Origin of the sequence: Parasaccharibacter sp. TMW 2.1891 (assembly GCF_023337675.1) — a bacterium.
Classification (GTDB): Bacteria; Pseudomonadota; Alphaproteobacteria; order Acetobacterales; family Acetobacteraceae; genus Bombella; species Bombella apis.
Map to the genome: position 1 here is coordinate 175642 of NZ_QORT01000001.1, position 20381 is coordinate 196022.

Here is a 20381-nt window from a genome sequence, read left to right on the forward strand (position 1 = left end):
CAAAAGGGAAGCAGGCCCTTGCCTGGTGGTCGGGCCCTACATTACGGGCATGTCAGGATGCCCGCCATATAGTGACCATGACAGGAAGGAATGCCCATGCAGTACAGAACACTGGGACGGACTGGCCTGAAGGTGAGTGAGCTCTGCCTTGGCACCATGACGTTCGGCCAGCAGAATACCGAGGCAGAGGGTCATGCCCAGCTCGATATGGCGCTTGAACATGGCGTAAATTTCATCGACACGGCTGAACTTTATTCGATTCCACCGCGTGCGGAGACGCAGGGTTCGACCGAGCGGATCGTGGGAAGCTGGCTGAAGGCCCGTGGCAACCGGGACAAGGTCATCCTTGCCAGCAAGGTTGTTGGACGCAGCCAGAATGACTGGTTTCGCCCCGATGGTGAAAAGCCACGTCTGACACCGGCACAGATACGTTATGCCATTGATGAGTCCCTGAAGCGGCTGAACACTGATTATCTGGACCTTTACCAGCTGCACTGGCCGGACCGGGTGGTGAACATCTTTGGTGAGGGCGGCACGACCTTCCGCACGCTCTCCGATGCTGATGAGGTACCGATTGCCGAGACACTGGGCGCTCTGGGTGAGCTGGTGAAGGAAGGCAAGGTCCGTCATGTCGGTCTCTCCAATGAGACCGCTTGGGGCGTGTCCGAGTTCCTGCGTGTTTCCCGGGAGGAAAAGCAGCCTCGCATTGCTTCCATCCAGAATGCCTACAATCTGCTGAACCGGACCTATGAGATCGGTCTGGCCGAGATGGGTCTGCGGGAAGATGTCGGCCTGCTGGCCTATTCCCCTCTGGCGCAGGGCTATCTGACCGGCAAATATCTGGATGGTGCCCGCCCGCCGGGAGCCCGGACGACCCTGTTCAACCGGGGCCAGCGTTATGAAAAGCCGGGTGTGGATGATGCCATCCGGGCCTATCAGGCTCTGGCGAAGGAATCCGGGCTTGATTTCGCCCAGATGGCCATTGCGTTCGTCACGTCACGCCCGTTCGTGACATCCAACATCATCGGTGCCACGACGATGGAACAGCTTGAGACGGCTCTGACCTCCATTCAGGTGGAGATCACGCCGGAGCTGGAAGAGAAGATCAACGCCATCCACCAGCTGAACGCCAACCCGGCTCCCTGAGGCCGGATGTCGTTCCGAGGTTGGCCCCGTCCCGGTTTCTGGGGCGGGGCTTTTCCGTTTCAGGCTTCTTTTTTCAGCAGTCGCCAGAGCGCAAGCAGTATTCCGCCCAGCAGGGCGAGATAGAGCAGGACGGCCGTGCCGATGAAATGGCGGGTGCTGCGGTGGGAATCATCAGCCCACTGGAGAAAGGCCGTCACGTCGCTGGCCATCTGGGGAATGGTGGCCTGTGTACCGTCCGGGAAGGCGATCATGCCCTCATGCAGTGGGGGGCGCATCTTGAACCTGTGATGATGCGTCAGGGCGATGGGGTTGTAATAGGTATTCGGTGCCAGGGTGACGCCGGGCGGAACGGGGCGGTAACCTGCCAGCATCTGGCGGATATAGTCCGGGCCGCCCCGGATGGTGCGGGCAATGTGGGAGAGGTCCGGTGGATAGTCCCCGCCATTATTGGCCTTGCCTACAGCCACACTGGGATAGGGGGAGGCGATGGGGCTTTCCAGCCCGGCATGACGCTGCTGTGCCCAGTGTTGCAGGGCCGTGACGGAGGGCTGGAGGTCAATCATGTCCCCATAATGGGCACGCTCCATGCTGTGGCAGGAGCTGCATACCTGCTGGAAGATCATCAGCCCCCGTTCTTCCGGGCGCATGGTGGTTGGCGGGACTGTTGCAGGGGCCGCCACCTGCGCAGCGGCAGGGGCCTGTGTTGGGGCAGGGTCATCCGCTCTGGCCGTGGCGGGGAGATGGGCCAGGGACAGGGCGGCCAGAAAGACCATGCCCGTTGGGCGGAGGCATGAACGCATCATGGTGCATCTCCCTGTGTGGAGGCGTCACTGGCTTGCCGTTCCCTGTAGGCTGCCAGAGGGAGCAGCCCCAGAAAGGTGAGGAACCAGACCAGCATGGCGCCCCGGCTGAGCCAGACCCAGAGGGGGGTAGCTCTGTTCATTCCTGCCAGAATGAGGATGATGAAGGCGATGAAGAACAGTCCCAGCCCCATCCGGGCCAGCGGGCGGTAGGTGGCGTTATGGCGGGGGGACTGGTCCAGCCAGGGCAGGATGAAGAGGACAAGCAGGCTGGTGGCTGCTGCAATCAGCCCGCCCAGACGGGAAGGGACAGCCCGCAGCATGGCAAACCACGGGGCCAGATACCATTCCGGTGTGATGTCTGTCGGTGTTTTGAGGGGATTGGCTGGGATGATGTTGTCCAACTTGCCCAGCAGCCCCGGCAGGAAAAAGATCAGCCCGGCAAACAGGGCCAGAAACACGCAGACAGCCAGACAGTCCTTCACCACATAAAATGGAGCAAAGGGGCGGGTCGTGCGGTCCGGGTGGGGGCTGTCCAGCGTGGGGTTGCTGGAGCCTGTACCATGCAGGCAGAGTATATGGAGCCCGACCACCGCAGCGATGATGAAGCCAAGGGTGAAATGCAGGATGAAGAAGCGGTGCAGGGCCACACCGCCCAGCGTGTCTTCTCCCAGAAGATAGACGAGCAGCCCGTGACCGATGCCGGGTATGGCCTCCACGGCATGGGTGATGACGGTGGCCCCCCAATAGGACATCTGCCCCCATGGCAGGACATAACCTGCAAAGGCGGTCGTCATGAACAGAAGCATCAGGAACAGGCCGGAGAGCCAGACAAGTTCCCGTGGGGCCTTGTAAGACCCGTACCAGAGGCCTCGGCCGACATGGAGATAGAGCGCAGCAAAGAGCAGGCTGACCCCGCCTGTATGGATGCTGCGGATGAGCCAGCCGGAGGGGACCCGCCGTTCCATGGCTTCCACACTGTCGAAAGCCTGGGCGAGATCGGGTTGGTAATGCAGGGAGAGGAACAGACCGCTTACGACCATCAGCCCGAAAGCAACCATCAGACAGGCACCAAGTGTCCAGAGCAGATTGACCGGCGGCATGGGGAAGCGGGTCATGTGCTGGCAGAAAGGCCGCAGGAAGGGCAGGCGGGAGTCGAGCCAGCTTCTGGTCGGGTGTGTGTTGTCGTTCATCGTGTGGACCGTCCCTCAGAGCTGCTGGATGCTGTTCATGCCGTAATGGGGTGAGAGAAGGCTTTCTCCCAGCCTGATTGTATGGTCATCCACGAAATGGAGTGGGGGAACCGGGAGATTGTAGGGGGCGGGCATGTTGCGAAGGACCCGGCCAGCTCCATCAAACTGCGACCCATGGCAGGGGCAGAAGAATCCGCCAGAGGCGGGCAGGCTGGTGATGTTCTGATAGTCCGGTACGCAGCCCAGATGGGTGCAGATGGTGACATACACGCCATAGTCGGGCCGGAGGGACCGGTGGGCATTTTCAGCCTCACGGGGCTGCTGCCGGATGCGGGATTGCGGGTCCAGCAGCTGGGCGAGCAGGGCGGGGTCCTCCAGCGCACGGATCATCTCTGGTGTGCGGCGCTGGATGGCAACGGGCATCCCCTGCCAGACGACGATCTTGTGCGCACCGGGCTCCAGGTCCTGTACGGAAATATCCAGGACCGTTTCTTCCTGTGTGCTGGCAGCAGAGCTTGCCCGGGTGCGGCGGAGACTGTCCAGAAAGGGTACGGCCAGCGTACAGGCCCCGGCCCCTCCCAGCGCCACGGACCCAGCCGTCAGGACCGTGCGGCGTGTCGGGCGGGGCAGGAGGGACTCTTCATCAAGGGATGGATGGGGCGTGCTGGCATCATGGTTCCGGGTCATGGGCGGGCGTTCTCCTCAGGCCCTTTTTATAGAAAGAGCCGCAGCGCGGTGCAATTGGCCCGTGGAGGGTCCGGCTGACCGTTTTTTCCTGTCGGGTTCATAAGGGGCAGGCTTACAGGGCGGCCCGGACCCGCCTCATCAGGGACAGACTGTGGTGTTTCAGCTTTTCCATCAGCAGATAGACAGCTGGTGTGGTGTAGAAGGTGAGCAGCTGGCTGATGGCCATGCCGCCCAGAATGGCCACGCCCAGAGGGCGGCGCAGTTCGCAGCCATACCCCTGGCTAATCAGCAGCGGGATACCGCCGAGGGCTGCGGCCAGTGTTGTCATAAGGATGGGGCGGAAGCGGGTGACAGAGGCATGGCGGATGGTCTCCTCGGCTGTCATGTCTGGATGATGGTGGTGGATGTGCAGGGCAAAGTCGATCACCAGGATGGCATTCTTCTTCACGAGGCCCGTCAGCAGGATGACGCCGATGATGGCCACAAGGCTGAACTGCTCACCGGAGGCCCATAGCCCCAGCACGCCCCCCACGCCAGCGGACGGCAGGGTGGAAAGGATGGTGATGGGGTGGAGGAGACTTTCGTAGAGAACGCCGAGGGCAATGTACATGATGGTGATGGCTGCCAGGAAGGCCAGCAGGGCATTGAGCATGAGGTCCGTCGTCTCTCCGGTTGTCCCCGTGAACTCCCCATGAATGCTGTCCGAAGCATGAAGGTTCACCAGTGCCCTGTGTATCAGCGAGATGGCATCATCATAGCTGGTGCCTTCGGCCAGATCGAAGGAGAGTGTCGTGGCATAATAGCCATTATGGTGGGTGATGCTGAGCGGCATGGGCGTTTTGACAATGCTGGCAACATTGTCCAGCGGGATCATCGTTTCCTGGGATGAGGAGACGGCGGCCCCGTTCGAGCTGTTGCCCGAGAGCTTGTTGGCCAGGGAGTTGGTGACGGAATCCCGGGAGAGGGAGGCCTGGGTACTGAGCGTGCCTTTGGTCCTGACCCGGATGAGGTTGGAGGCAATGCCCCCTGCTGCCGTACCAGCCGAGGTGGACAGCCAGAGATGGTGCAGTGTGTTGGAATATTCCCGGAACGGTTCCGCCACCACCATGACCACCCGGTGATTGGTCAGGGGAAGGTGGATGGTGGAGACGATGCTCTGCCCGTAGGCATCGAAGAGCGCATTCTGCACGAGCTGGGGCGTGATGTTGTAGCGGGCTTCCAGGTCACGGTGGATGAGGACATTGGCAAAAAAGCTCAGGTCCTCTGCATCGGTGGAGAGGTTGCGGAACTTCCCGCTGGCCCGCAGCTGGGCCAGCAGGGGAGGCATGGTGGCGTAAAGGGGGCCGTTGCTGTCGCTCTGGAGAACATAACGGTAATTGCCCGTGGTGTTGCTGTCGCCCCCTCCCTGGCGGCCATTGTTCAGAGCCCAGAAAAAGGCCTCCGCCCCGGCCTGCTGGGGAATGGCCTTGCGCAGCCGGGCCAGGATGACGGGGATGCTGTCACGCACGCTCTTGTCCTTGAGTGTGACGAAGATGCGCCCCGTATGGCTCGTGCGGTTGAAGGTCACGACGGTCTGCACGGCCGGGTCTTTCTGGATGATGCTTTCCACCTGATGCATCCGGCGTGTCAGGGCCTTGAAGGAGAGGCTTGGTTCGCCATTGATGCTGCCCTGAAGAATGGCAAGGTCCATGGAGGGTATGGCCGTCTTGGGCATGAGAATGATGATGCCGACCATGAGCAGGAAGCTCCCCGGCAGGGTCAGCCCGATGATGATGGGGTGGCGGAGGCTCCAGTGCATTGAACGGTCATAGAGCGACGTCAGGTGGTAAAGTCCCGTTTCCACGGCACGGACAGTCCTCATGGCACCATAGAGAAGCCAGGAGACAGGGTCTGCCAGGGGAGAATAGCGGGGCCTTTCGGGAATGGCCGGCGTTCTGCCTGCTGGTTCTATCGTCAGGAAATGGGCGCAGAGCATGGGCGTCAGGGTCAGGGACAGGACCATGGAGATGGCAATGGTCGCAGCCATTGTCAGCGCAAATTCATGAAGGGCCGAACCAAGCGTACCGGGGATGCAGAGCAGCGGGATGAAAACGGCGATGAGGGACAGGCTGATGGAGATGATGGTGAAGGCGATCTCGGAGGTGCCGACGATGCTGGCCTGATAGCGGTTCATCCCGTTTTCCATGTGGCGGGCGATGTTCTCCAGCACGACAATGGCATCATCAATGACAAACCCGACTGCAATGGTCAGAGCCATGAGGGAAAGGATGTTCAGCGAGAAATTGAACCACGCCATGGCTGTCAGCGTCCCCGAGAGAGCGACAGGGATGGTGATGGCCGGGATGAGCGTGCTGGCCATGTGGCGGAAGAAGAGGGCAATGACCAGCACGACCAGAAAGATGGAAATGACCAGTGTCTGTTTGGCATCCGCCAGCGAGGCCCGGATGGTCAGGGACAGGTCCAGGCCGGTGCGGAGTTCCGCACTGGCAGGCAGGGCCTGCTGGAGCCGGGGAAGACGCCTGACGATGTCGTTGACAATCTCCACCGCATTGGCGTGTGGCTGAGGGATGACAGCGATTGTGATGGCTGTTTTCCCGTTCAGTGTACTGTTCTGGTACACGTCCTGCACGTCATCCCGTACGGTGGCGATGTCTTTGAGGTAGATGGGATTTTTCCCGTTGCGGTAGGCCACGATGAGGTCCCTGTAATGGGCGGCCTCGGTAGCCTGGTCATTCGTCTGGAGCTGGATGCGCTGGTTGCCCGACGTGATGAAGCCCTTTGGCGTGAAGGCATTGGCCGAGGCCAGCGCCGCCCGGACATCCTCGGGGTTCAGCCCCCAGCGGTAGAGAGGATAGGGGTTCAGTTCGACCCGGACAGCCGGGTTGGAGGCCCCGAACAGCTCGACACGCCCCACACCGGCTATCTGTGCCAGTATGGGGCGGACCCTTATGGTGGCGAGGTCATAAAGCTGTGCCCTGGGGAGCTGGTCTGATGTCAGATGGAGCAGATAGATCGGTTTGTCGCCATCCAGCTTGAAGGCCTGCGGGTCTGCTTCCAGCGTGCTGGTGGGCAGGTCGCTTCGGGCGGCATGGAGGGCTGCCTGCACATCCCGCAGGGCGCCATTGATGTTGCGGGATGAGGAAAAATCCAGAAAGATGGACGTCTGCCCTCTGGTCGTGACGGATTCCAGCGTCTGGATGTCTGCAATGGTCGCCAGCCGCCGCTCCAGTGGAGTGGAGACGGAGGTGGCCATCTGCTGCGGGTCCGACCCCGGCTGGTTGGCGATCACCATGATGGAGGTCGCCGTCATGTCCGGCATGGTGGAAATGGGCAGGAAAGGCAGGGCAATCATGCCGGACAGAAAGATGGCGAGTGCCAGAAGTGTTGTCGCCACGGGGCGGTCAATGAAAAGACGACAGAAGACCATCCCTGACTATTAACTCTTTCTTATCGTGTTATTGCAGAACCTGTGCCTCCATAGAGATATTATCCCACTCAAATCAACCAGTTTTTACTGGTTATTCAAGTAATACCAGTTTGGGAAGAAAAGGTTAAAATCCTCCCTTTTCGTCTGGCCTGCTCAGGGCGTCACGGGCTGGGGCTGCGCCGGAACATAGCCATAGCCCTGTACGTATGTGGTCGTCTGGGCGACATATCCCTGACCGGGCTGAAAATGGGTGTAGCCGGGCACGGGGTAGGGGTAGCCGGGTACAGGCGGAGGAGCCGCAGGCTGCTGGATGACAATGACATTCGTGCTCTGTGGTGGCGGTGGCGGCGGGGCATAGCTCGGGGCCATGTAGGGCATGGCGTAGCCACCATCGTAATAGCCGCCTCCGCCATAGCCGTTGAAGACACGGTCAACCACGTTGTACCCCACACCGGACCCTACGCCGAAGCCAAGCCCCCGGGCGAAGCTGTGGCCGAAACTGTGGTGATGGTGTGCCGCAGCTGGCGTGATGGCCAGACCGCAGGCCAGAGCTGCCAGAGCAAGGCCTGTGGCTGCCCGCTTCATCAGTAGTCCGGAGACATGGATCATCTTGCGTTTCCTTGTACCAGTTCTGTCAGGCTGCCTGCCTGTCTAGCCTCTTTCATGTGGGGCTGTCCGCATGGGAAGATACAGGAGCAGGGTGATAAAATGTTAGTGAAATCACTGTCATGAAATGGTCATGTCTGTGGGGGGGGGGTGAAGACCGGTCATTCGGCAATGCTGGCAAAAAGCCCCTGCGTCACCATCTGCACATCCTGGGGTGTCAGGCAGGCCAGAAATCCCCGGTCCCCGGCATTGATCCAGATTGTCCTGTGTTTCTGTGCGCTGCGGTCGATGACGGTGGGCAGGGTTTCACGGGAGCCGAAAGGCGTTGTTCCACCCGAGACGAATCCCGTGCGGTCATGGGCCTCATCGGGCTGCATCATCTTGGCATTCCGGCCACCCAGAGCCGCTGCCAGTGCCTTGAAGTTGACCCGTCTGTCCACCGGGATGACTGCAAAAGCGGGCTGCTTCCTGTCGATCTTGACGGCAAGGGTTTTGAAGACGGCGGAAGGCTCTGCCCCAATGGCGCTGGCGGCCTGCTCGCCGATATGGCCTTTCTGTGGGGCATAGTCGTAGCGGCATGTCCTGTATGAAATGGCGGCACTGTCGAGAAACCGGGTGGCGGCGGTATCCTGCCTGTCTGTCATGGGGTGTCTCCTGTTGGATATGCAGGGGTGGATGATGCTCCAGTCAGGAAACCTTGCGACTCTTCGTCTGGCAAGCCGTCATGATACAGCCCTGCCCTGCTTTGGCCTCACGGCCGGGATGGTTGCGTCTGGTCCGGTTGCGGGCCATTCTGCCAGAAGGGTGGGTCGGTCTTCATCCATCCGTCATGCAGGAGACGTTCCATGTGCGGACCACTTGTCGTTCTGGCAGAATTCGAGGCCAGAGAAGATACTCTGGAGGCATTCCTTGAGGTCTGCCGTCATGATGCGGCCCGTTCCAGGGCTGATGAGCCGGGCTGTCTGGAATTTACCATTCAGTGCAGTGAGGATGATCCCATGCTTGTTGTGCTGCACGAGGTGTATGAGAGCCGGGCTGCCTTCCGGGCGCATGAGGCTGCTCCGCATTTTGCCGTTTTTTCCAGAGCGTTGCAGGATCTGAAGATTGTCACGAGGCAGATACGGTTCTTTCATCGGCAATGAGAGGGGAGTGACTGGCCCTTGATGGATGATCTTTTCCCGGAGACCCGGGAGCAGCTTGTCCTGTCGCCCGGGGCGGTTCTTCTGGGTGGCTTTGCCCGTGCGGAGGCGCAGGTGCTGCTTCAGGCTGTGGAATCCATCAGCCAGAAGGCTCCTTTCCGTCATTACAGGACGGCTGGTGGAGGGGTGATGGCAGCGGGCATGACGGCCTGTGGTCCATATGGTTGGGTGAGTGACGGGCAGGGCTACCGTTACATGCAGACCGACCCGCTGACGGGCCAGCCCTGGCCGGCCATGCCTGCCCTTTTTGCAGATATGGCAGGGCGTGCTGCACGGGCGGCAGGTTACGAGGGGTTTGTCCCACAATGCGGGCTTGTCAATCGGTATGCCGTCGGAGCGGGAATGGGGCTGCATCAGGATCGTGACGAACGCACCATGCAGGCCCCCGTCGTTTCGGTCTCGCTGGGGCTTTCAGCCCTGTTCCTGTGGGGTGGTGCCCTGCGGGGTTCCCCCTGCCGCAAGGTGCCGCTGCATCATGGGGATGTGGTGGTCTGGGGTGGCCCAAGCCGATGTCATTTTCACGGTGTGGCACCGATACGGGCCGCACCAGCCGTCGCCGGGCTGGACTGTCGGTACAACCTTACCTTCCGGGTGGTGGACCGCCCCTTCAGCGGGACGGGGCTACATTATCCAGATTGATGAGGCTTGTTGCAGGCTGGAACCGCCGGGGAGAATGGGCGGCCTTGTCCATGTTGTTTTCTTCTGCCGTTACGGGGGGCACGTGTGTAAAGCTCAGCTTTACCGTGACGGCCCGGTTGTGCAGGAAGACATTCCCGACTGTTTCATCCTGTGCCCGGCTGATGCCATGGGCAGGCTGGGTCCCCCGCCATGGAACGATGAGACGGGATGACCAAGCGTCTTCACTGGACACGGCATCAGGCTGGTCGGTCTGCTCATCCGAGAAATAGGGCGTCAGCTGGCTGTCGGAGAAACAGGCATGGCCCATGTAGGCAGCTACGGCCTCCCGGTAGGGGCGGGCGCCATGATGGCGGGGCATGTAAAATCCGTTCCATCTGGAGTCGTATCGGCACGCCTTGGCCCGCCAGAGATCGTCCTGCCCTTTTTCCATGCTGCACTGCACACGGACATGCAGCGAGTCGTCACTGCCTGTGGAGGCATAGGTGAGAGGTGTACTGGCCAGCGTCTGGCAGGGAAGGGTGGGAATGAGAAGAGCCGGTGCTGCAGGGCGCTTGTCCACAGGGAGAGGATCACCCGGCTCTGCCCGGGCGGTGGACACGACCGCCATCATGGAGGCGGCAAGCAGAAGAGCGGGCATGTGATGGAGTGTCATGAGGCAAGGATACCGCAGCACGGGGAGAAAAAGGACTCACGATATCGTATGAGCTGTGGTGTGTTCAGGCAAGCGGTTCCAGCAACCATCAGCAGGCCGGGACGTTGACAGCCAGACCGCCCAGGGCGGTTTCCTTGTAACGGTGGTTCATGTCACGTCCGGTTTCGGCCATGGTCTTGATGACGTGGTCCAGCGAGACATAATGCGCCCCGCTGTCATCACTCATGGCCAGAGATGAAGCATTGATGGCCTTGACGGCTCCAAAGGCGTTTCTCTCGATGCAGGGGATCTGCACAAGCCCGGCCACCGGGTCGCATGTCATGCCCAGATGGTGTTCCATGGCGATTTCCGCAGCATGTTCGCACTGTTCCGGCGTACCACCCAGGGCGGCCGTCAGCCCTGCTGCTGCCATGGATGACGCCACGCCGACCTCGCCCTGGCAGCCTACTTCCGCCCCGGAAATGGAGGCATTGAGCTTGAACAGCCCGCCAATGGCTGCTGCTGTCAGGAGGAAGGTCCGCAGCCCGTTGGTCGTATATTCGGGGCAGAAGTCCCGATAATAGCGCATGACAGCCGGGATGACGCCCGCAGCGCCATTCGTGGGGGCGGTCACGACCCGTCCACCAGCAGCATTTTCCTCGTTGACGGCAATGGCGAAGAGGCTGATCCAGTTCATCACGCCATGGGGGGACGGGGCAGCATTGGTCTTGGCCTGGAGGCGTGCATACAGTTTGGCCGCCCGTCGCTGGACTTTCAGGGGACCGGGCAGGGTGTCTGTATTGTGCAGCCCGGCTTCAATACAGGCCAGCATCGTGTCGGCAATCCTGTCCATGCCGCGTTCCACGTCCCAGAGAGGGCGGGTGGCGGTCTCGTTGGCCATCATGATGCTGGCAATATCGGTGTTCTGTCGTTTTGTGTGGGCGAGGAGGTCTGCACCACTGCGGAAAGGGAAGGGGACATCCGGCAGGGAGTAGGACATCGTCCGTGCCTGTTCCTCTGGTGTAATGAATCCCCCGCCAACGGAGCAGAAACGCTGGCGGGTTATCAGCGTGCCATCCCGCCCGAAGGCTTCAAACTGCATGGTGTTGGGATGGATGGGCGGGATGGTGGCCGTGTCCAGGCAGATGTCGGTCTGATAATCAAAGGAAAAGCTCGTGCCATTGAGGTTCAGCAGATGCGTGCTTTCAATGTGCTGGACCAGCTTTTTTGCTGCGTCAGGGTCGACATGTTCCGGTGTTTCGCCAGCAAGGCCAAGCAGGACGGCCTTTATGGTGCCGTGTCCTTCGGCTGTCAGGGCCAGGGAGCCATAAAGGGTGACGACAATGCGGGCCGGACTTTTTTCCAGCGGGCCGTCAGGCAGGTCCGCCAGGACATCGGCAAAGCGTTGTGCCGCCCGCATGGGGCCGACCGTATGGGACGACGAGGGACCGATCCCGATCTTGAACAGGTCAAACAGGCTGAGCATGGAAACGGACCCTCATTGCGTAAGACACTCCATCTTTATGGGATAGAATTGTGCCGGAGATAAGCCTTAAAAAATAAATTATTCTGATTATGAAACAAATATCAGACGCTGTTATGAAGGAAACTGTCCGGGGTGCCTGCCATGCACACAGGGTCACGGCAGGAGGGTCTTTCCATGGCCTTGATGGCAGGCTCATCCGGCGCCGGGATGGGTCCAGATATGCTCCAGTGCGGCCCGGCACTGGGTGATCAGGGCAGAGAGGTCGCCTTCATAGAGGCTGTCCGGCACGTCGGAAGAGAAAATCTCCACGGCACAGGCGCCCCGGAATCCGGCATCCCATGTGGCGTGGAGAAGCTCATGGAGGGGGATGCATCCTTTGCCGGGTATGCGCCTGTCTGCGGCGGAACGTGGCGTGCGCCAGTCGCTTATCTGTACGACATTGATGAGTGCCCCTGCACGGCGGATGGCAGCACAGGCCTCTGGCTGCTGCCAGATGTTCCAGTAATCCAGACACAGCCCCAGAGCGGGATGGTCCACGGTCTTGATGATGTCCAGAGCCTGATCGATGGTCCAGATGGCCGTCTCGTAATTGATGGAGGTCGGGTTCAGTGGCTCCAGTGAGAGGGTGATGCCCAGCTCCGCTGCCAGAGGGCAGAGGCGGCGCAGGGCATCGATCGTGCGGGTGATGCACCCTAGAACATCGCCATTCTCAGGGGCCCCGGTATTGACGACAAACGGCACCCCCTGGGTGTAGGGAGCGTAACGGCGCATGCTTTCTTCCAGCCGGGCAAGGCGGCGCCCAGGCTCCTGGGGGTAGGGCATCATTTTGCTGGCCCCAAAGGTACGGACGGCAGGCTGGAAGGAGCTGACCTTCAGGCCGCTTGTTTTCAGCAGCGCCATCTGTTCGTCCACCCGCTGCGGATCCAGCTTGCTTTCACACAGCTCAAGCGTCTCCACGCCCAAGGCGGCATAGCGCTGGATGTCTTCCTCAAAGGGCCATGGCTGGGTTGTGAATTCGTTCATTCCGAAGGCGAAGGGGAAACCACTCATGCTGCTGCTCCTTCTTTCATGAAGGTGAGAACCGTCTGATTGAATTTTTCCGTCTCATCGAGAAAGACCATGTGGGAGCTGTTTTCAAACTCCACGGCCTGACAGTGCGGCATGTGCTCGGCGACCCAGCGGGGCCCCGCAGCCGGAAGAACCTTGTCTTTGCCGGCAATCATCATCAGGCAGGGCAGGTCAAGATGGGGCAGGACGTCTCGCCAGTCCTGGGTCGTGTGGTCGGCCATCATGAGAGAGGCTGCCTGGCTGGGACATTTGGCCATTTCTTCCAGAAGCATGGCCTTTTCGTCTTCGGGAAGACTGGTGCTGAGGCAGTCCGAGAGGTTCTGCCTGTCGAAAGCGGACCGGTTGAAAACCAGCTGCTGCTGGAGGAAGGTCAGCCCGGCCTCGTCGTAGCAGGTGGCGTGGCCCAGCTTCCAGTCCGGGGCGAAGAACTGCTTTGGTGTCTGCTGCACGAAGATGGCGCTGCGGAGCCGGTGTCGGCCGAACAGCTCCAGATAGGACCATATGATGGGGGAGCCGATGGACCAGCCCAGCACGGTGGCGTCTTCAATCTCCAGTGCTTCCAGCAGGTCCCGGAGGTCTGCTGCCAGACGGGCGATACGGTAGCCGTGGTCCGGTTTCCCAGATTCTCCATGCCCTCGCAGGTCCAGCGTGATGACACGATACTGTTTTGCGAATGACCCGACATTGCGGTGGAAGAAGCGGCTGGAAAAGGTCCAGCCATGGATCATGACCAGGGGGCGTCCCTGGCCGTGATCCTCGTAATGCAGTTTCACACGGTCGCTGGTAGTGATGTAGGGCACGCAGGGTCTCCCTGTTTCATTGGCCTGTGCAGGCGGTTGCTGCCTTGTCTTCCAACTTGGGGCTGGCCAGCGTCTGTCTGCAAGGGGGGCTGTCATTTTCCTGCTGCCTGGTCCTGTGGGAGTGGGGCGGCCGGGAGCCAGACGTGGCAGGTTGTTCCCTGCCCAACCGTGCTGGTGAAGTGCAGTTGCCCACCATGTCTCTCCAGAATCTGTCGGACGATGGCCAGCCCTAGCCCTGTACCCTGTCCGGCCTCCGCATGGCTGGAGTCGGATGGCGGCGTGATGCGGTAGAAGCGTTCTGTAAGGCGGGGGAGATGGTGGGCGGCAATGCCAGGGCCGTTATCTTCCACCGTGATCAGGAGTCCCGGCAGGGAGGAGGTCGGTCCTTCGGCTGGGGTGGCCCGTCTGGCGTGAAGGCGGACGTGCAGGGTCCGTTCCGGCATTGTGCCGTACCGGATGGCATTTTCGATGAGGTTGAGGAGAACCTGCACCATTTCATCCCGGTTGGCCAGCAGGGTCAGGCTGTCTTCCTGCGTCACGGTCAGCCTGCGGCTGTCGTGCTGGAAACGTGGGGTGACTTCGCCCAGCACAAGGGCGAACAGTTCTTCTGCTTCCAGCTCTTCCCGGGGGTGGTGGTGGCCTTTCATCTCAAGCTGGGACAGATAGAGCAGCCGGTCGATCAGCCGCTGCATCCGTGTTGCCTGCTGGCTCATGATCTCCAGATACAGGGTGCGTGATGTCTGATCGGTCTGGTCGCCTCCCTCTTTCATCAGGTCGATGAAGCCGGTGAGGGAGGCCAGAGGTGTGCGGAGCTCGTGGCTGGCGTGGGCCACGAAGTCGGCTCTCATGCGGTCTACAGCCTGAATGAGACTGCGGTCATGCAGCAGGACGAGGACAAGGCTGTTCCGTCCTGCTGCACCGGGCAGTCTGCGCATGGCGAGATGGACGGAGCATTTTACGGGGACATCCAGCCTGATGGTGGTTGAACAGGGTGCAGGAAGGCCATCATCCATTGGGGGAGCATGAAGGGCGCTATGCAGGGTGCTGTGTGCCGTGGGGTGGCGAAGGAGCGCCCCGAGGCTGTTGCCATAATGGGTCCGTGCCGCCTCGTTGCAGGCCATGATCTGTCCGACGGAGCCGAGAATGAGGGCCATGCCCGGGATGGTATCTACCAGCAGGGTGGCCTCATGGAAGGGTAGAACGCTGCCCGGGGGTGGGGCAGATGGTCTGGGGCTGTCGGGGCGGGTGGTGCCGTGGGGGCGCCGGGACAGGTGCCAGACCATGGCCCAGCCCGTCAGGGCAAGGCAGGCACAGGTTGCCGTGATGATCTCTGGCAGGAGCGGAGAGGCCATGAGGCGGATCAGCCGGAGGATGGGCCGTGCTGGCTGATGGTGCCATCATCCAGCGCATAACCGGCGGCCCGTACGGTCCTGATGAGGTCGGCTTCCCCCGTTTCATTCAGCGCCTTGCGGAGGCGGCGGATATGAACGTCCACCGTGCGTATCTCCACATGGACGTTGGGGCCCCACAGACGTTCCAGCAGGGTTTCCCGTGAGAAGACCTTGCGGGGATGGTGGATGAAGAGTTCCAGCAGGCGGTATTCGGTTGGCCCCAGGGCGATGGGACGCCCGGCCCGTGTGACCTGATGATTCTCCGGTTCCAGCGTAAGGGGGCCGAATGTCACGATGTCCTGTACGGGGCGTGTGCGGCGAAGCAGGGCCCGCAGGCGGGCATCCAGCCTGTCGGTACTGCATGGTTTGGTCAGATAGTCATCAGCGCCGTTGTCCAGCCCGGCGATGACGTCCTGCTCGTCCGTCCGGGCCGTGAGGAAGAGGACGGGCAGGTCCTTCAGCCCCGGTTTCTGCCGGATGATGCGGCAGAGTTCCAGCCCGGAGAGACCGGGCATCATCCAGTCCAGCAGGGCGACGTCCGGTCGTTCTGTTTCGAGGAAGGCCAGTGCCTGTTCGCCATCCATGACGGTGCTGACCTGATAGCCCCGCTGCCTCAGGCTGTGTTCCAGAAGGACCCGCAGGGTGGGTTCATCCTCCACGACAAGAACAGAGCCTTTCTGGGGGCTGGCAGGGGGTTTCATGGGCTGGGGGACTCCTGTCCGGGTGGGAGTGGCTGGCTGTCATGGCCATGCGGGCGGGTCGGGGGCAGCGTAGCCCCCGTGACCATGAAGACCACACGTTCGGCCATGTTGGTGGTGTGGTCGCCGATCCGTTCCAGATTCCTGATGATGAAAAGCAGGGAGATATGGAGGCGGATGGTATGGGGATGACGGGTCATCTGTTCCAGGGAATCTGCCGTCATGGCTTCACAGTATTTGTCCACGAGCTGGTCGGCGGCCCAGATGGCATGGGCGGCACTGTCATCCTTGTGGGCCAGGGCATCCATGATGCGGCGGAGATGCTCCAGCACCAGCCGTCCCATTTCGCTCAGGGCGAGGCGGGCGGGGCGGGGAAGGGGCTGTTCCATCTGGCTGAGGCGCCGGGCGATGGAGCTGGCATAATCGCCCATGCGTTCCAGGGCGCCAGCCATGGGGATGCAGGCGACGATCTCCCGCAGATCTGCCGCCATGGGGCTGCGCAGGGCCAGCAGACGGATGGCGAGTGTTTCCACCTTTTGTTCCAGTGCATCCACTTCATCATCCTGCCGTGCTGCCTGAAGGGCTGTCCGGCCATCATTCTCGGCAATGCCTGCAAGGATGAGGGAGAGCTGATGCTCTACCAGTCCCCCCATCTGCTCCATCAGGGACCGTAAATGGAGCAGCTCATCTTCATAACGCTGCACGATATGCTGCTTCTGGCGCATCATGTGTCTGTCCCCTTTCAGGCGGGCTAACCTACCGTAATTCACGGGGAGCGGAAACAGCACCGCCAATCGGGTCACAAGCGGCGGAAGAGTAGGGTTTTTGCCGGGTTCAGGAGAGGTTTCAGCTCTCTTTTACGGAGATGTCATGAATATTTCATGTTTCCGCACGGTGGGGGGTGCAGGTAGGGTTTCCGTGTCGTCGTCAGAAGGAAAAGAGGCCGATAGATGAGCACCCGCCGCCAGTTTCTGCAAGGCTGTTCCGCTCTTTCCCTGGCGGTCTCTGCGGGAGGGGGCAGGCGTGGTCTGGCCCGAGGGACATGCCCTGTGAAGGCCATGCTGCATGATGAGTCTGGCTTTTATCCTCTCTGGCCGGAGGTTGGTACCATGGAGCAGCCCCGTGTTGCGCGGGGAGGGCGTGTTTACGGTATTCATGTGCCGGGTCTGCATGTCATGCGGCCCGTCCATCCGAATGGATCGGCTGTCATCATCGCAGCAGGTGGTGGTTATGGGCATATTGCCGTAGGGCATGAAGCCTTGCCTGCGGCCCGGTGGCTGGTCTCGTTGGGTGTGACTGTTGCCATTCTTCTGTATCGTCTGCCAGGCGAGGGATGGGCTGAAGGCATGGAGGCCCCACTGGCGGATGCCAGACAGGCCCTGCATCTGTTACGGTCCGGGCAGGTTGGTGGAAGTGGTAATGTGCGGCGTGTGGGTTTCATGGGTTTTTCTGCCGGGGGGCACCTGCTGGGTCTGACAGCTTTGCAGGACCATGATGCGCCACCGGCCCTGCTGATGCTGCTTTATCCGGTTGTCAGTGTTGCGCCTCCTTTTACCGGGAGTCGTACCAGTCGGGTGTGTCTGGGGGATAATCCGACAGTGGAACGGGCTGTCCGCTGGTCTCTGCCATCTCATGTCCGGGATGATGCGCCGCCTTTGTTCATGGCTCATGCGCTGGATGATCCGATCGTGTCACCTGAGCAGGAGACGTTGCTGTTGCAGGCCTATCAGCGGCATGGGCGACCTTGTGAAGACCACCGTTTTGCAACTGGGGGTCATGGCTTTGGTCTGGGGCGCAGGAATGGATCAACAGGGCAGTGGCCCATTCTGGCCGAATTCTGGATGAGACGGCAGGGGTTCCTGTGAACAGCCATACCGTCCCGTTGGGGCTGGTGACATTCCTGCGCAGGGTTTCGAATTTGTGCTGCCGTTATCTGTGGGGAGGGAATGGCGTTGCTTTCTTCATGGGGGCCGGCAGCCTCATCGGGAATCGTATGATTTTTGTCCGGAGTGGCCCCCGTGCAGGATTCGGGTGGCTGTTGGCAACATTGACCAGCTGGCGTCAGGAGAGACTGAATCGCTTCGGGCCGATGGTTCAGAAGACTGTATGTGGAGACTTTTGGGGTGTTGAAGAGGAGAGCATGACAATGGTCTGCTGTTTCTTCATCTTTTTCATGAGCGTGTATGAACAGTCATATATATTACCATTCATTAATTGTAGGGTGTGATGTGGGTCTGTTTATTGGATGTTCCAAGGAATTTTAGCAAAATTTTTCATAATTTAACTTTAATTTTTTGTATTTTAATTTAATTATTAAAATAAAATGTATATAAATACGAATATATGATCAAAATGTTAAAAAAAATACAAAGTAAAATTATAAAATAAATTGTGCATTTAAAGTTATTACAAAGTTAAACTGGAAGAATTCATCATTTTCCTGTTGACTGTATTTCGTGAATATGGATTTATAACCTCGGAAGACGCATATGGGGCTTCCAACTCCTTAATAGAAAGTGTGTGGAGACTTGACATGAGAGCTCTCAGCAACCGCGAGCTGGACAGCGTTTCTGGTGGTTTTGGTCTGGGCAACCTGATTGGTGGTCTGGTTGGTGGTCTTGGTGGTCTTGGTGGCGGCGCACAGAACCCGCTGGCCGCTCTGGCCCCGGCTGCCAATACCAATACGATCCCGGCCGTTAGCTACCCGCAGGGGGCTGCTGCTCCTGCTGCCGGTTTCAATCTTGGTGGCCTTGGTGGTCTTGGGCAGCTGCTGTCTCCTATCCAGAGCTTTACCTCTGCTTTTAGCAATTTCCTGCAGCATCCTCTGCGTACGATCCTGTCTCTCGTAGGGACGGGCATTCAGCAGGCTGTGAACTTCGTCACACGTCTGATCTGATCCCTGTCATCCCGCAAGGGATGGCCGTGGGTAGGGTCTCTGTCCAGTCAGGGCAGGCTCTCTGTGAGGGGATGGTCCGTATGGGCCATCCCCTTATGTGTTTTCAGTGGGTTGTCAGGCAAGAGCATAGGGGCCTGCACTGAGTATCTCGAGCTTCAGCAGGCAGCCATTCTGCTGTTTCATGTCAGGCAGTGGCAGATGGGCTGCCCCGGTGGTCCAGCGGCATGGAACAGGCTCTGTAACATCCCATCCTGTGTTCGGGGCGGCTGTCAGGTGTGATGTCAGGGGGATGTCGGTTCCATCAGGCTGAACGAGCGTTATCTCGCCGACAAGAACGCCCAGGGTTCGTCTGTCATCCACGAAAGGGCCAATCTGTCTGTCCGGCCGGCTTGTCCGGGACTTGATGGTGAGAAAGGATGGACTGTTTTTCAGCCAGAACAGGTAGTGTCCGCCATTGCGCTGATACAGGGCGAGTTCGGTCCCCTGTGGGTCCAGCAGGGTCAGGGCCGGGTCGTCCGTGGTGGCTAGTCTGGCGGTTTCCGGTGGGAATCCCAGCCGGGTTGCCCGTTCTGCCAGTGCAGCATGCAGGGGCTCGACAAAGGCCCGATCCACGTTCAGCGGGGCGGCGGCGTCCTGTTGCCAGTCTTTGGGGCGGGAGTGGAAGGACGCTGGGGAGGGAATGGACAGGGCTGCTTCAGGCGTCGTGAAACTGTGGCGGTTGCCCGTGTCCAGATATGTTTCGGACAGGACACCATTGGCACTGATGATGCGATGCTCATAGGTCTCGATGTGGTAAATGTCGTAGCTGTCCCGTTCTTCCCGCAGGATCGTCCTGCCATTGACGAGCATACGGGCGGGAATGAAGCTGCCTTTCAGCAGCAGGCAGTGCTCTTCGGTAATGTAGAGGTCACGGAAGGGGCAGTTCTCCCCGAATGTGTGGCGTCTGATGCGTATTGGCCAGTCGTCAGACGAGGTGGGTGTGACGGATTTCCAGCCACTCCAGCGGAGATGTTCTATGTGTTTGTGACCATTCCGGAAGACATGGATGGCATCACCGGCCCTCAGCTCCTCAATGGGTCTGGGGCCCTGGGGGGTGTCTATCAATGTGCCTGCGAGGTAGCAGACAACATCCGCACTGGTTTGTGGTGGTGCCGGAGGTGTGAACGGGGACCAGCGTCCATCCTGCGGGAGGCCATATGGATTGCCGGGAATGAAGATGTTTGCATGGACCGTGCTGTAGAAGCTGTAATCCTCGTTCATCTGGATGATGGTCTGGTTGGCCGAGGCATCGTAGCGCTGCCGTGTTGTTGTTCTGGATGTCGTCTGGCCGGAAAATGTGAACTGGAATGTGAAGCCGGATGGTGGTGGGCTGACCAGATGGAGGTCCAGGGAAAGATTGGTCTGGAGGGAGGCACCGCTCAGCCCTCCGTAATCAAGAGCAAGCTGTCCACCTGTTCCGGGGTCTATGGTCAGGGAATGGGGGGCAGCCATGAGAGAAGAGCTGACGGTGCCATTCCATGATGCCGGTGAGATGACCAGTGACCCTCCCTGAAAGGCGAAAAACGTATCCTCCTGTGGCAACGACAGGTTGTCAGGCATGAAAAGCGTGGTGTTGATGACAGCTTTACGGGATTGGGGAGTGTACGTGAAGGTCTGGTTCTGTGCGACAATCATGAGCAGCTATCTTGGGCGGTATCCGGTTTTTTCGTGGAAA

19 protein-coding genes are annotated in these 20381 nt (G+C 60.0%); 5 read left to right on the plus strand and 14 right to left on the minus strand.

What is annotated here, in order from left to right:
• Positions 1-96 precede the first annotated feature (96 nt).
• Positions 97-1146 (plus strand): NADP(H)-dependent aldo-keto reductase, encoded by a 1050-nt coding sequence (locus DTJ15_RS00755; protein WP_043558659.1) that lies wholly within the window; start codon positions 97-99, stop codon positions 1144-1146.
• Positions 1147-1205: 59 nt separating this feature from the next.
• Here the strand turns inward: DTJ15_RS00755 and DTJ15_RS00760 are convergent, their stop codons facing one another.
• From DTJ15_RS00760 to ybaK, 6 genes are all read right to left on the minus strand, one after another.
• A complete protein-coding gene (locus DTJ15_RS00760; RefSeq protein WP_086431723.1) occupies positions 1206-1949 on the minus strand; it encodes a cytochrome c1 in 744 nt (247 codons plus the stop codon).
• Positions 1946-3139, minus strand: a complete 1194-nt coding sequence (locus DTJ15_RS00765; RefSeq protein WP_154980925.1) for a cytochrome b N-terminal domain-containing protein — start codon at positions 3137-3139, stop codon at positions 1946-1948. Before DTJ15_RS00765 ends, DTJ15_RS00760 begins: the two co-directional genes overlap by 4 nt.
• A 15-nt stretch (positions 3140-3154) precedes the next feature.
• Positions 3155-3826 carry a ubiquinol-cytochrome c reductase iron-sulfur subunit gene (gene petA, locus DTJ15_RS00770; RefSeq protein ID WP_248460314.1) on the minus strand — a complete coding sequence of 224 codons (672 nt, stop codon included), beginning with the start codon at positions 3824-3826 and terminating at the stop codon, positions 3155-3157.
• A gap of 112 nt (positions 3827-3938) precedes the next feature.
• The gene (locus DTJ15_RS00775) at positions 3939-7253 is read right to left on the minus strand and encodes an efflux RND transporter permease subunit (RefSeq protein ID WP_249109205.1); all 3315 of its coding nucleotides are present in this window, start codon (positions 7251-7253) and stop codon (positions 3939-3941) included.
• Between the two features lie 153 nt (positions 7254-7406).
• Positions 7407-7862 (minus strand): hypothetical protein, encoded by a 456-nt coding sequence (locus DTJ15_RS00780; protein WP_154980927.1) that lies wholly within the window; start codon positions 7860-7862, stop codon positions 7407-7409.
• Positions 7863-8020: 158 nt separating this feature from the next.
• Positions 8021-8503, minus strand: coding sequence for a Cys-tRNA(Pro) deacylase (gene ybaK, locus DTJ15_RS00785; RefSeq protein ID WP_249109207.1), 483 nt, complete (start codon positions 8501-8503; stop codon positions 8021-8023).
• 201 nt (positions 8504-8704) lie between these two features.
• Here ybaK and DTJ15_RS00790 point away from each other — a divergent pair, with 201 nt between their 5' ends.
• The gene (locus DTJ15_RS00790) at positions 8705-9001 is read left to right on the plus strand and encodes a putative quinol monooxygenase (protein ID WP_043558639.1); all 297 of its coding nucleotides are present in this window, start codon (positions 8705-8707) and stop codon (positions 8999-9001) included.
• 21 nt (positions 9002-9022) lie between these two features.
• The gene (alkB, locus tag DTJ15_RS00795; protein ID WP_086431728.1) at positions 9023-9697 is read left to right on the plus strand and encodes a DNA oxidative demethylase AlkB; all 675 of its coding nucleotides are present in this window, start codon (positions 9023-9025) and stop codon (positions 9695-9697) included.
• On the opposite strand, the gene DTJ15_RS00800 is transcribed toward alkB, so the two are convergent.
• From DTJ15_RS00800 to phoU, 7 genes are all read right to left on the minus strand, one after another.
• Positions 9666-10349, minus strand: a complete 684-nt coding sequence (locus DTJ15_RS00800) for a hypothetical protein (RefSeq protein WP_248460316.1) — start codon at positions 10347-10349, stop codon at positions 9666-9668. The two genes, alkB and DTJ15_RS00800, sit on opposite strands and share 32 nt — an antisense overlap.
• An 88-nt stretch (positions 10350-10437) precedes the next feature.
• A complete protein-coding gene (locus tag DTJ15_RS00805; protein WP_043558632.1) occupies positions 10438-11814 on the minus strand; it encodes an L-serine ammonia-lyase in 1377 nt (458 codons plus the stop codon).
• 192 nt (positions 11815-12006) lie between these two features.
• Positions 12007-12864 (minus strand): sugar phosphate isomerase/epimerase, encoded by an 858-nt coding sequence (locus DTJ15_RS00810; protein ID WP_081562476.1) that lies wholly within the window; start codon positions 12862-12864, stop codon positions 12007-12009.
• Positions 12861-13682 carry an alpha/beta fold hydrolase gene (locus DTJ15_RS00815; protein WP_043558626.1) on the minus strand — a complete coding sequence of 274 codons (822 nt, stop codon included), beginning with the start codon at positions 13680-13682 and terminating at the stop codon, positions 12861-12863. The genes DTJ15_RS00810 and DTJ15_RS00815 overlap by 4 nt, the downstream gene beginning before the upstream one ends.
• 92 nt (positions 13683-13774) lie before the next feature.
• Positions 13775-15034 carry a cell wall metabolism sensor histidine kinase WalK gene (locus tag DTJ15_RS00820; RefSeq protein WP_248630844.1) on the minus strand — a complete coding sequence of 420 codons (1260 nt, stop codon included), beginning with the start codon at positions 15032-15034 and terminating at the stop codon, positions 13775-13777.
• A gap of 8 nt (positions 15035-15042) precedes the next feature.
• Positions 15043-15774: a response regulator gene (locus DTJ15_RS00825; RefSeq protein ID WP_043558620.1), complete on the minus strand. Its 732-nt coding sequence runs from the start codon at positions 15772-15774 to the stop codon at positions 15043-15045.
• Positions 15771-16499 (minus strand): phosphate signaling complex protein PhoU, encoded by a 729-nt coding sequence (gene phoU / locus DTJ15_RS00830; RefSeq protein ID WP_227449759.1) that lies wholly within the window; start codon positions 16497-16499, stop codon positions 15771-15773. The genes DTJ15_RS00825 and phoU overlap by 4 nt, the downstream gene beginning before the upstream one ends.
• Positions 16500-16721: 222 nt before the next feature.
• Here phoU and DTJ15_RS00835 point away from each other — a divergent pair, with 222 nt between their 5' ends.
• The gene (locus DTJ15_RS00835) at positions 16722-17636 is read left to right on the plus strand and encodes an alpha/beta hydrolase (protein WP_086441420.1); all 915 of its coding nucleotides are present in this window, start codon (positions 16722-16724) and stop codon (positions 17634-17636) included.
• Between the two features lie 668 nt (positions 17637-18304).
• Positions 18305-18667, plus strand: coding sequence for a hypothetical protein (locus DTJ15_RS00840; RefSeq protein WP_043558618.1), 363 nt, complete (start codon positions 18305-18307; stop codon positions 18665-18667).
• Positions 18668-18781: 114 nt separating this feature from the next.
• On the opposite strand, the gene DTJ15_RS00845 is transcribed toward DTJ15_RS00840, so the two are convergent.
• The gene (locus tag DTJ15_RS00845) at positions 18782-20341 is read right to left on the minus strand and encodes a Hint domain-containing protein (RefSeq protein ID WP_249109208.1); all 1560 of its coding nucleotides are present in this window, start codon (positions 20339-20341) and stop codon (positions 18782-18784) included.
• Positions 20342-20381 lie beyond the last annotated feature (40 nt).

Coding starts and splice junctions, on each gene's coding strand:
- DTJ15_RS00755 (WP_043558659.1), top strand. CDS start 97: ATGCAGTACAGAACACTGGGACGGACTGGCCTGAAGGTGAGTGAGCTC.
- DTJ15_RS00760 (WP_086431723.1), bottom strand. CDS start 1,949: ATGATGCGTTCATGCCTCCGCCCAACGGGCATGGTCTTTCTGGCCGCC.
- DTJ15_RS00765 (WP_154980925.1), bottom strand. CDS start 3,139: ATGAACGACAACACACACCCGACCAGAAGCTGGCTCGACTCCCGCCTG.
- petA (WP_248460314.1), bottom strand. CDS start 3,826: ATGACCCGGAACCATGATGCCAGCACGCCCCATCCATCCCTTGATGAA.
- DTJ15_RS00775 (WP_249109205.1), bottom strand. CDS start 7,253: ATGGTCTTCTGTCGTCTTTTCATTGACCGCCCCGTGGCGACAACACTT.
- DTJ15_RS00780 (WP_154980927.1), bottom strand. CDS start 7,862: ATGATCCATGTCTCCGGACTACTGATGAAGCGGGCAGCCACAGGCCTT.
- ybaK (WP_249109207.1), bottom strand. CDS start 8,503: ATGACAGACAGGCAGGATACCGCCGCCACCCGGTTTCTCGACAGTGCC.
- DTJ15_RS00790 (WP_043558639.1), top strand. CDS start 8,705: ATGTGCGGACCACTTGTCGTTCTGGCAGAATTCGAGGCCAGAGAAGAT.
- alkB (WP_086431728.1), top strand. CDS start 9,023: ATGGATGATCTTTTCCCGGAGACCCGGGAGCAGCTTGTCCTGTCGCCC.
- DTJ15_RS00800 (WP_248460316.1), bottom strand. CDS start 10,349: ATGACACTCCATCACATGCCCGCTCTTCTGCTTGCCGCCTCCATGATG.
- DTJ15_RS00805 (WP_043558632.1), bottom strand. CDS start 11,814: ATGCTCAGCCTGTTTGACCTGTTCAAGATCGGGATCGGTCCCTCGTCG.
- DTJ15_RS00810 (WP_081562476.1), bottom strand. CDS start 12,864: ATGAGTGGTTTCCCCTTCGCCTTCGGAATGAACGAATTCACAACCCAG.
- DTJ15_RS00820 (WP_248630844.1), bottom strand. CDS start 15,034: ATGGCCTCTCCGCTCCTGCCAGAGATCATCACGGCAACCTGTGCCTGC.
- DTJ15_RS00825 (WP_043558620.1), bottom strand. CDS start 15,774: ATGAAACCCCCTGCCAGCCCCCAGAAAGGCTCTGTTCTTGTCGTGGAG.
- phoU (WP_227449759.1), bottom strand. CDS start 16,499: ATGATGCGCCAGAAGCAGCATATCGTGCAGCGTTATGAAGATGAGCTG.
- DTJ15_RS00835 (WP_086441420.1), top strand. CDS start 16,722: ATGAGCACCCGCCGCCAGTTTCTGCAAGGCTGTTCCGCTCTTTCCCTG.
- DTJ15_RS00840 (WP_043558618.1), top strand. CDS start 18,305: ATGAGAGCTCTCAGCAACCGCGAGCTGGACAGCGTTTCTGGTGGTTTT.
- DTJ15_RS00845 (WP_249109208.1), bottom strand. CDS start 20,341: ATGATTGTCGCACAGAACCAGACCTTCACGTACACTCCCCAATCCCGT.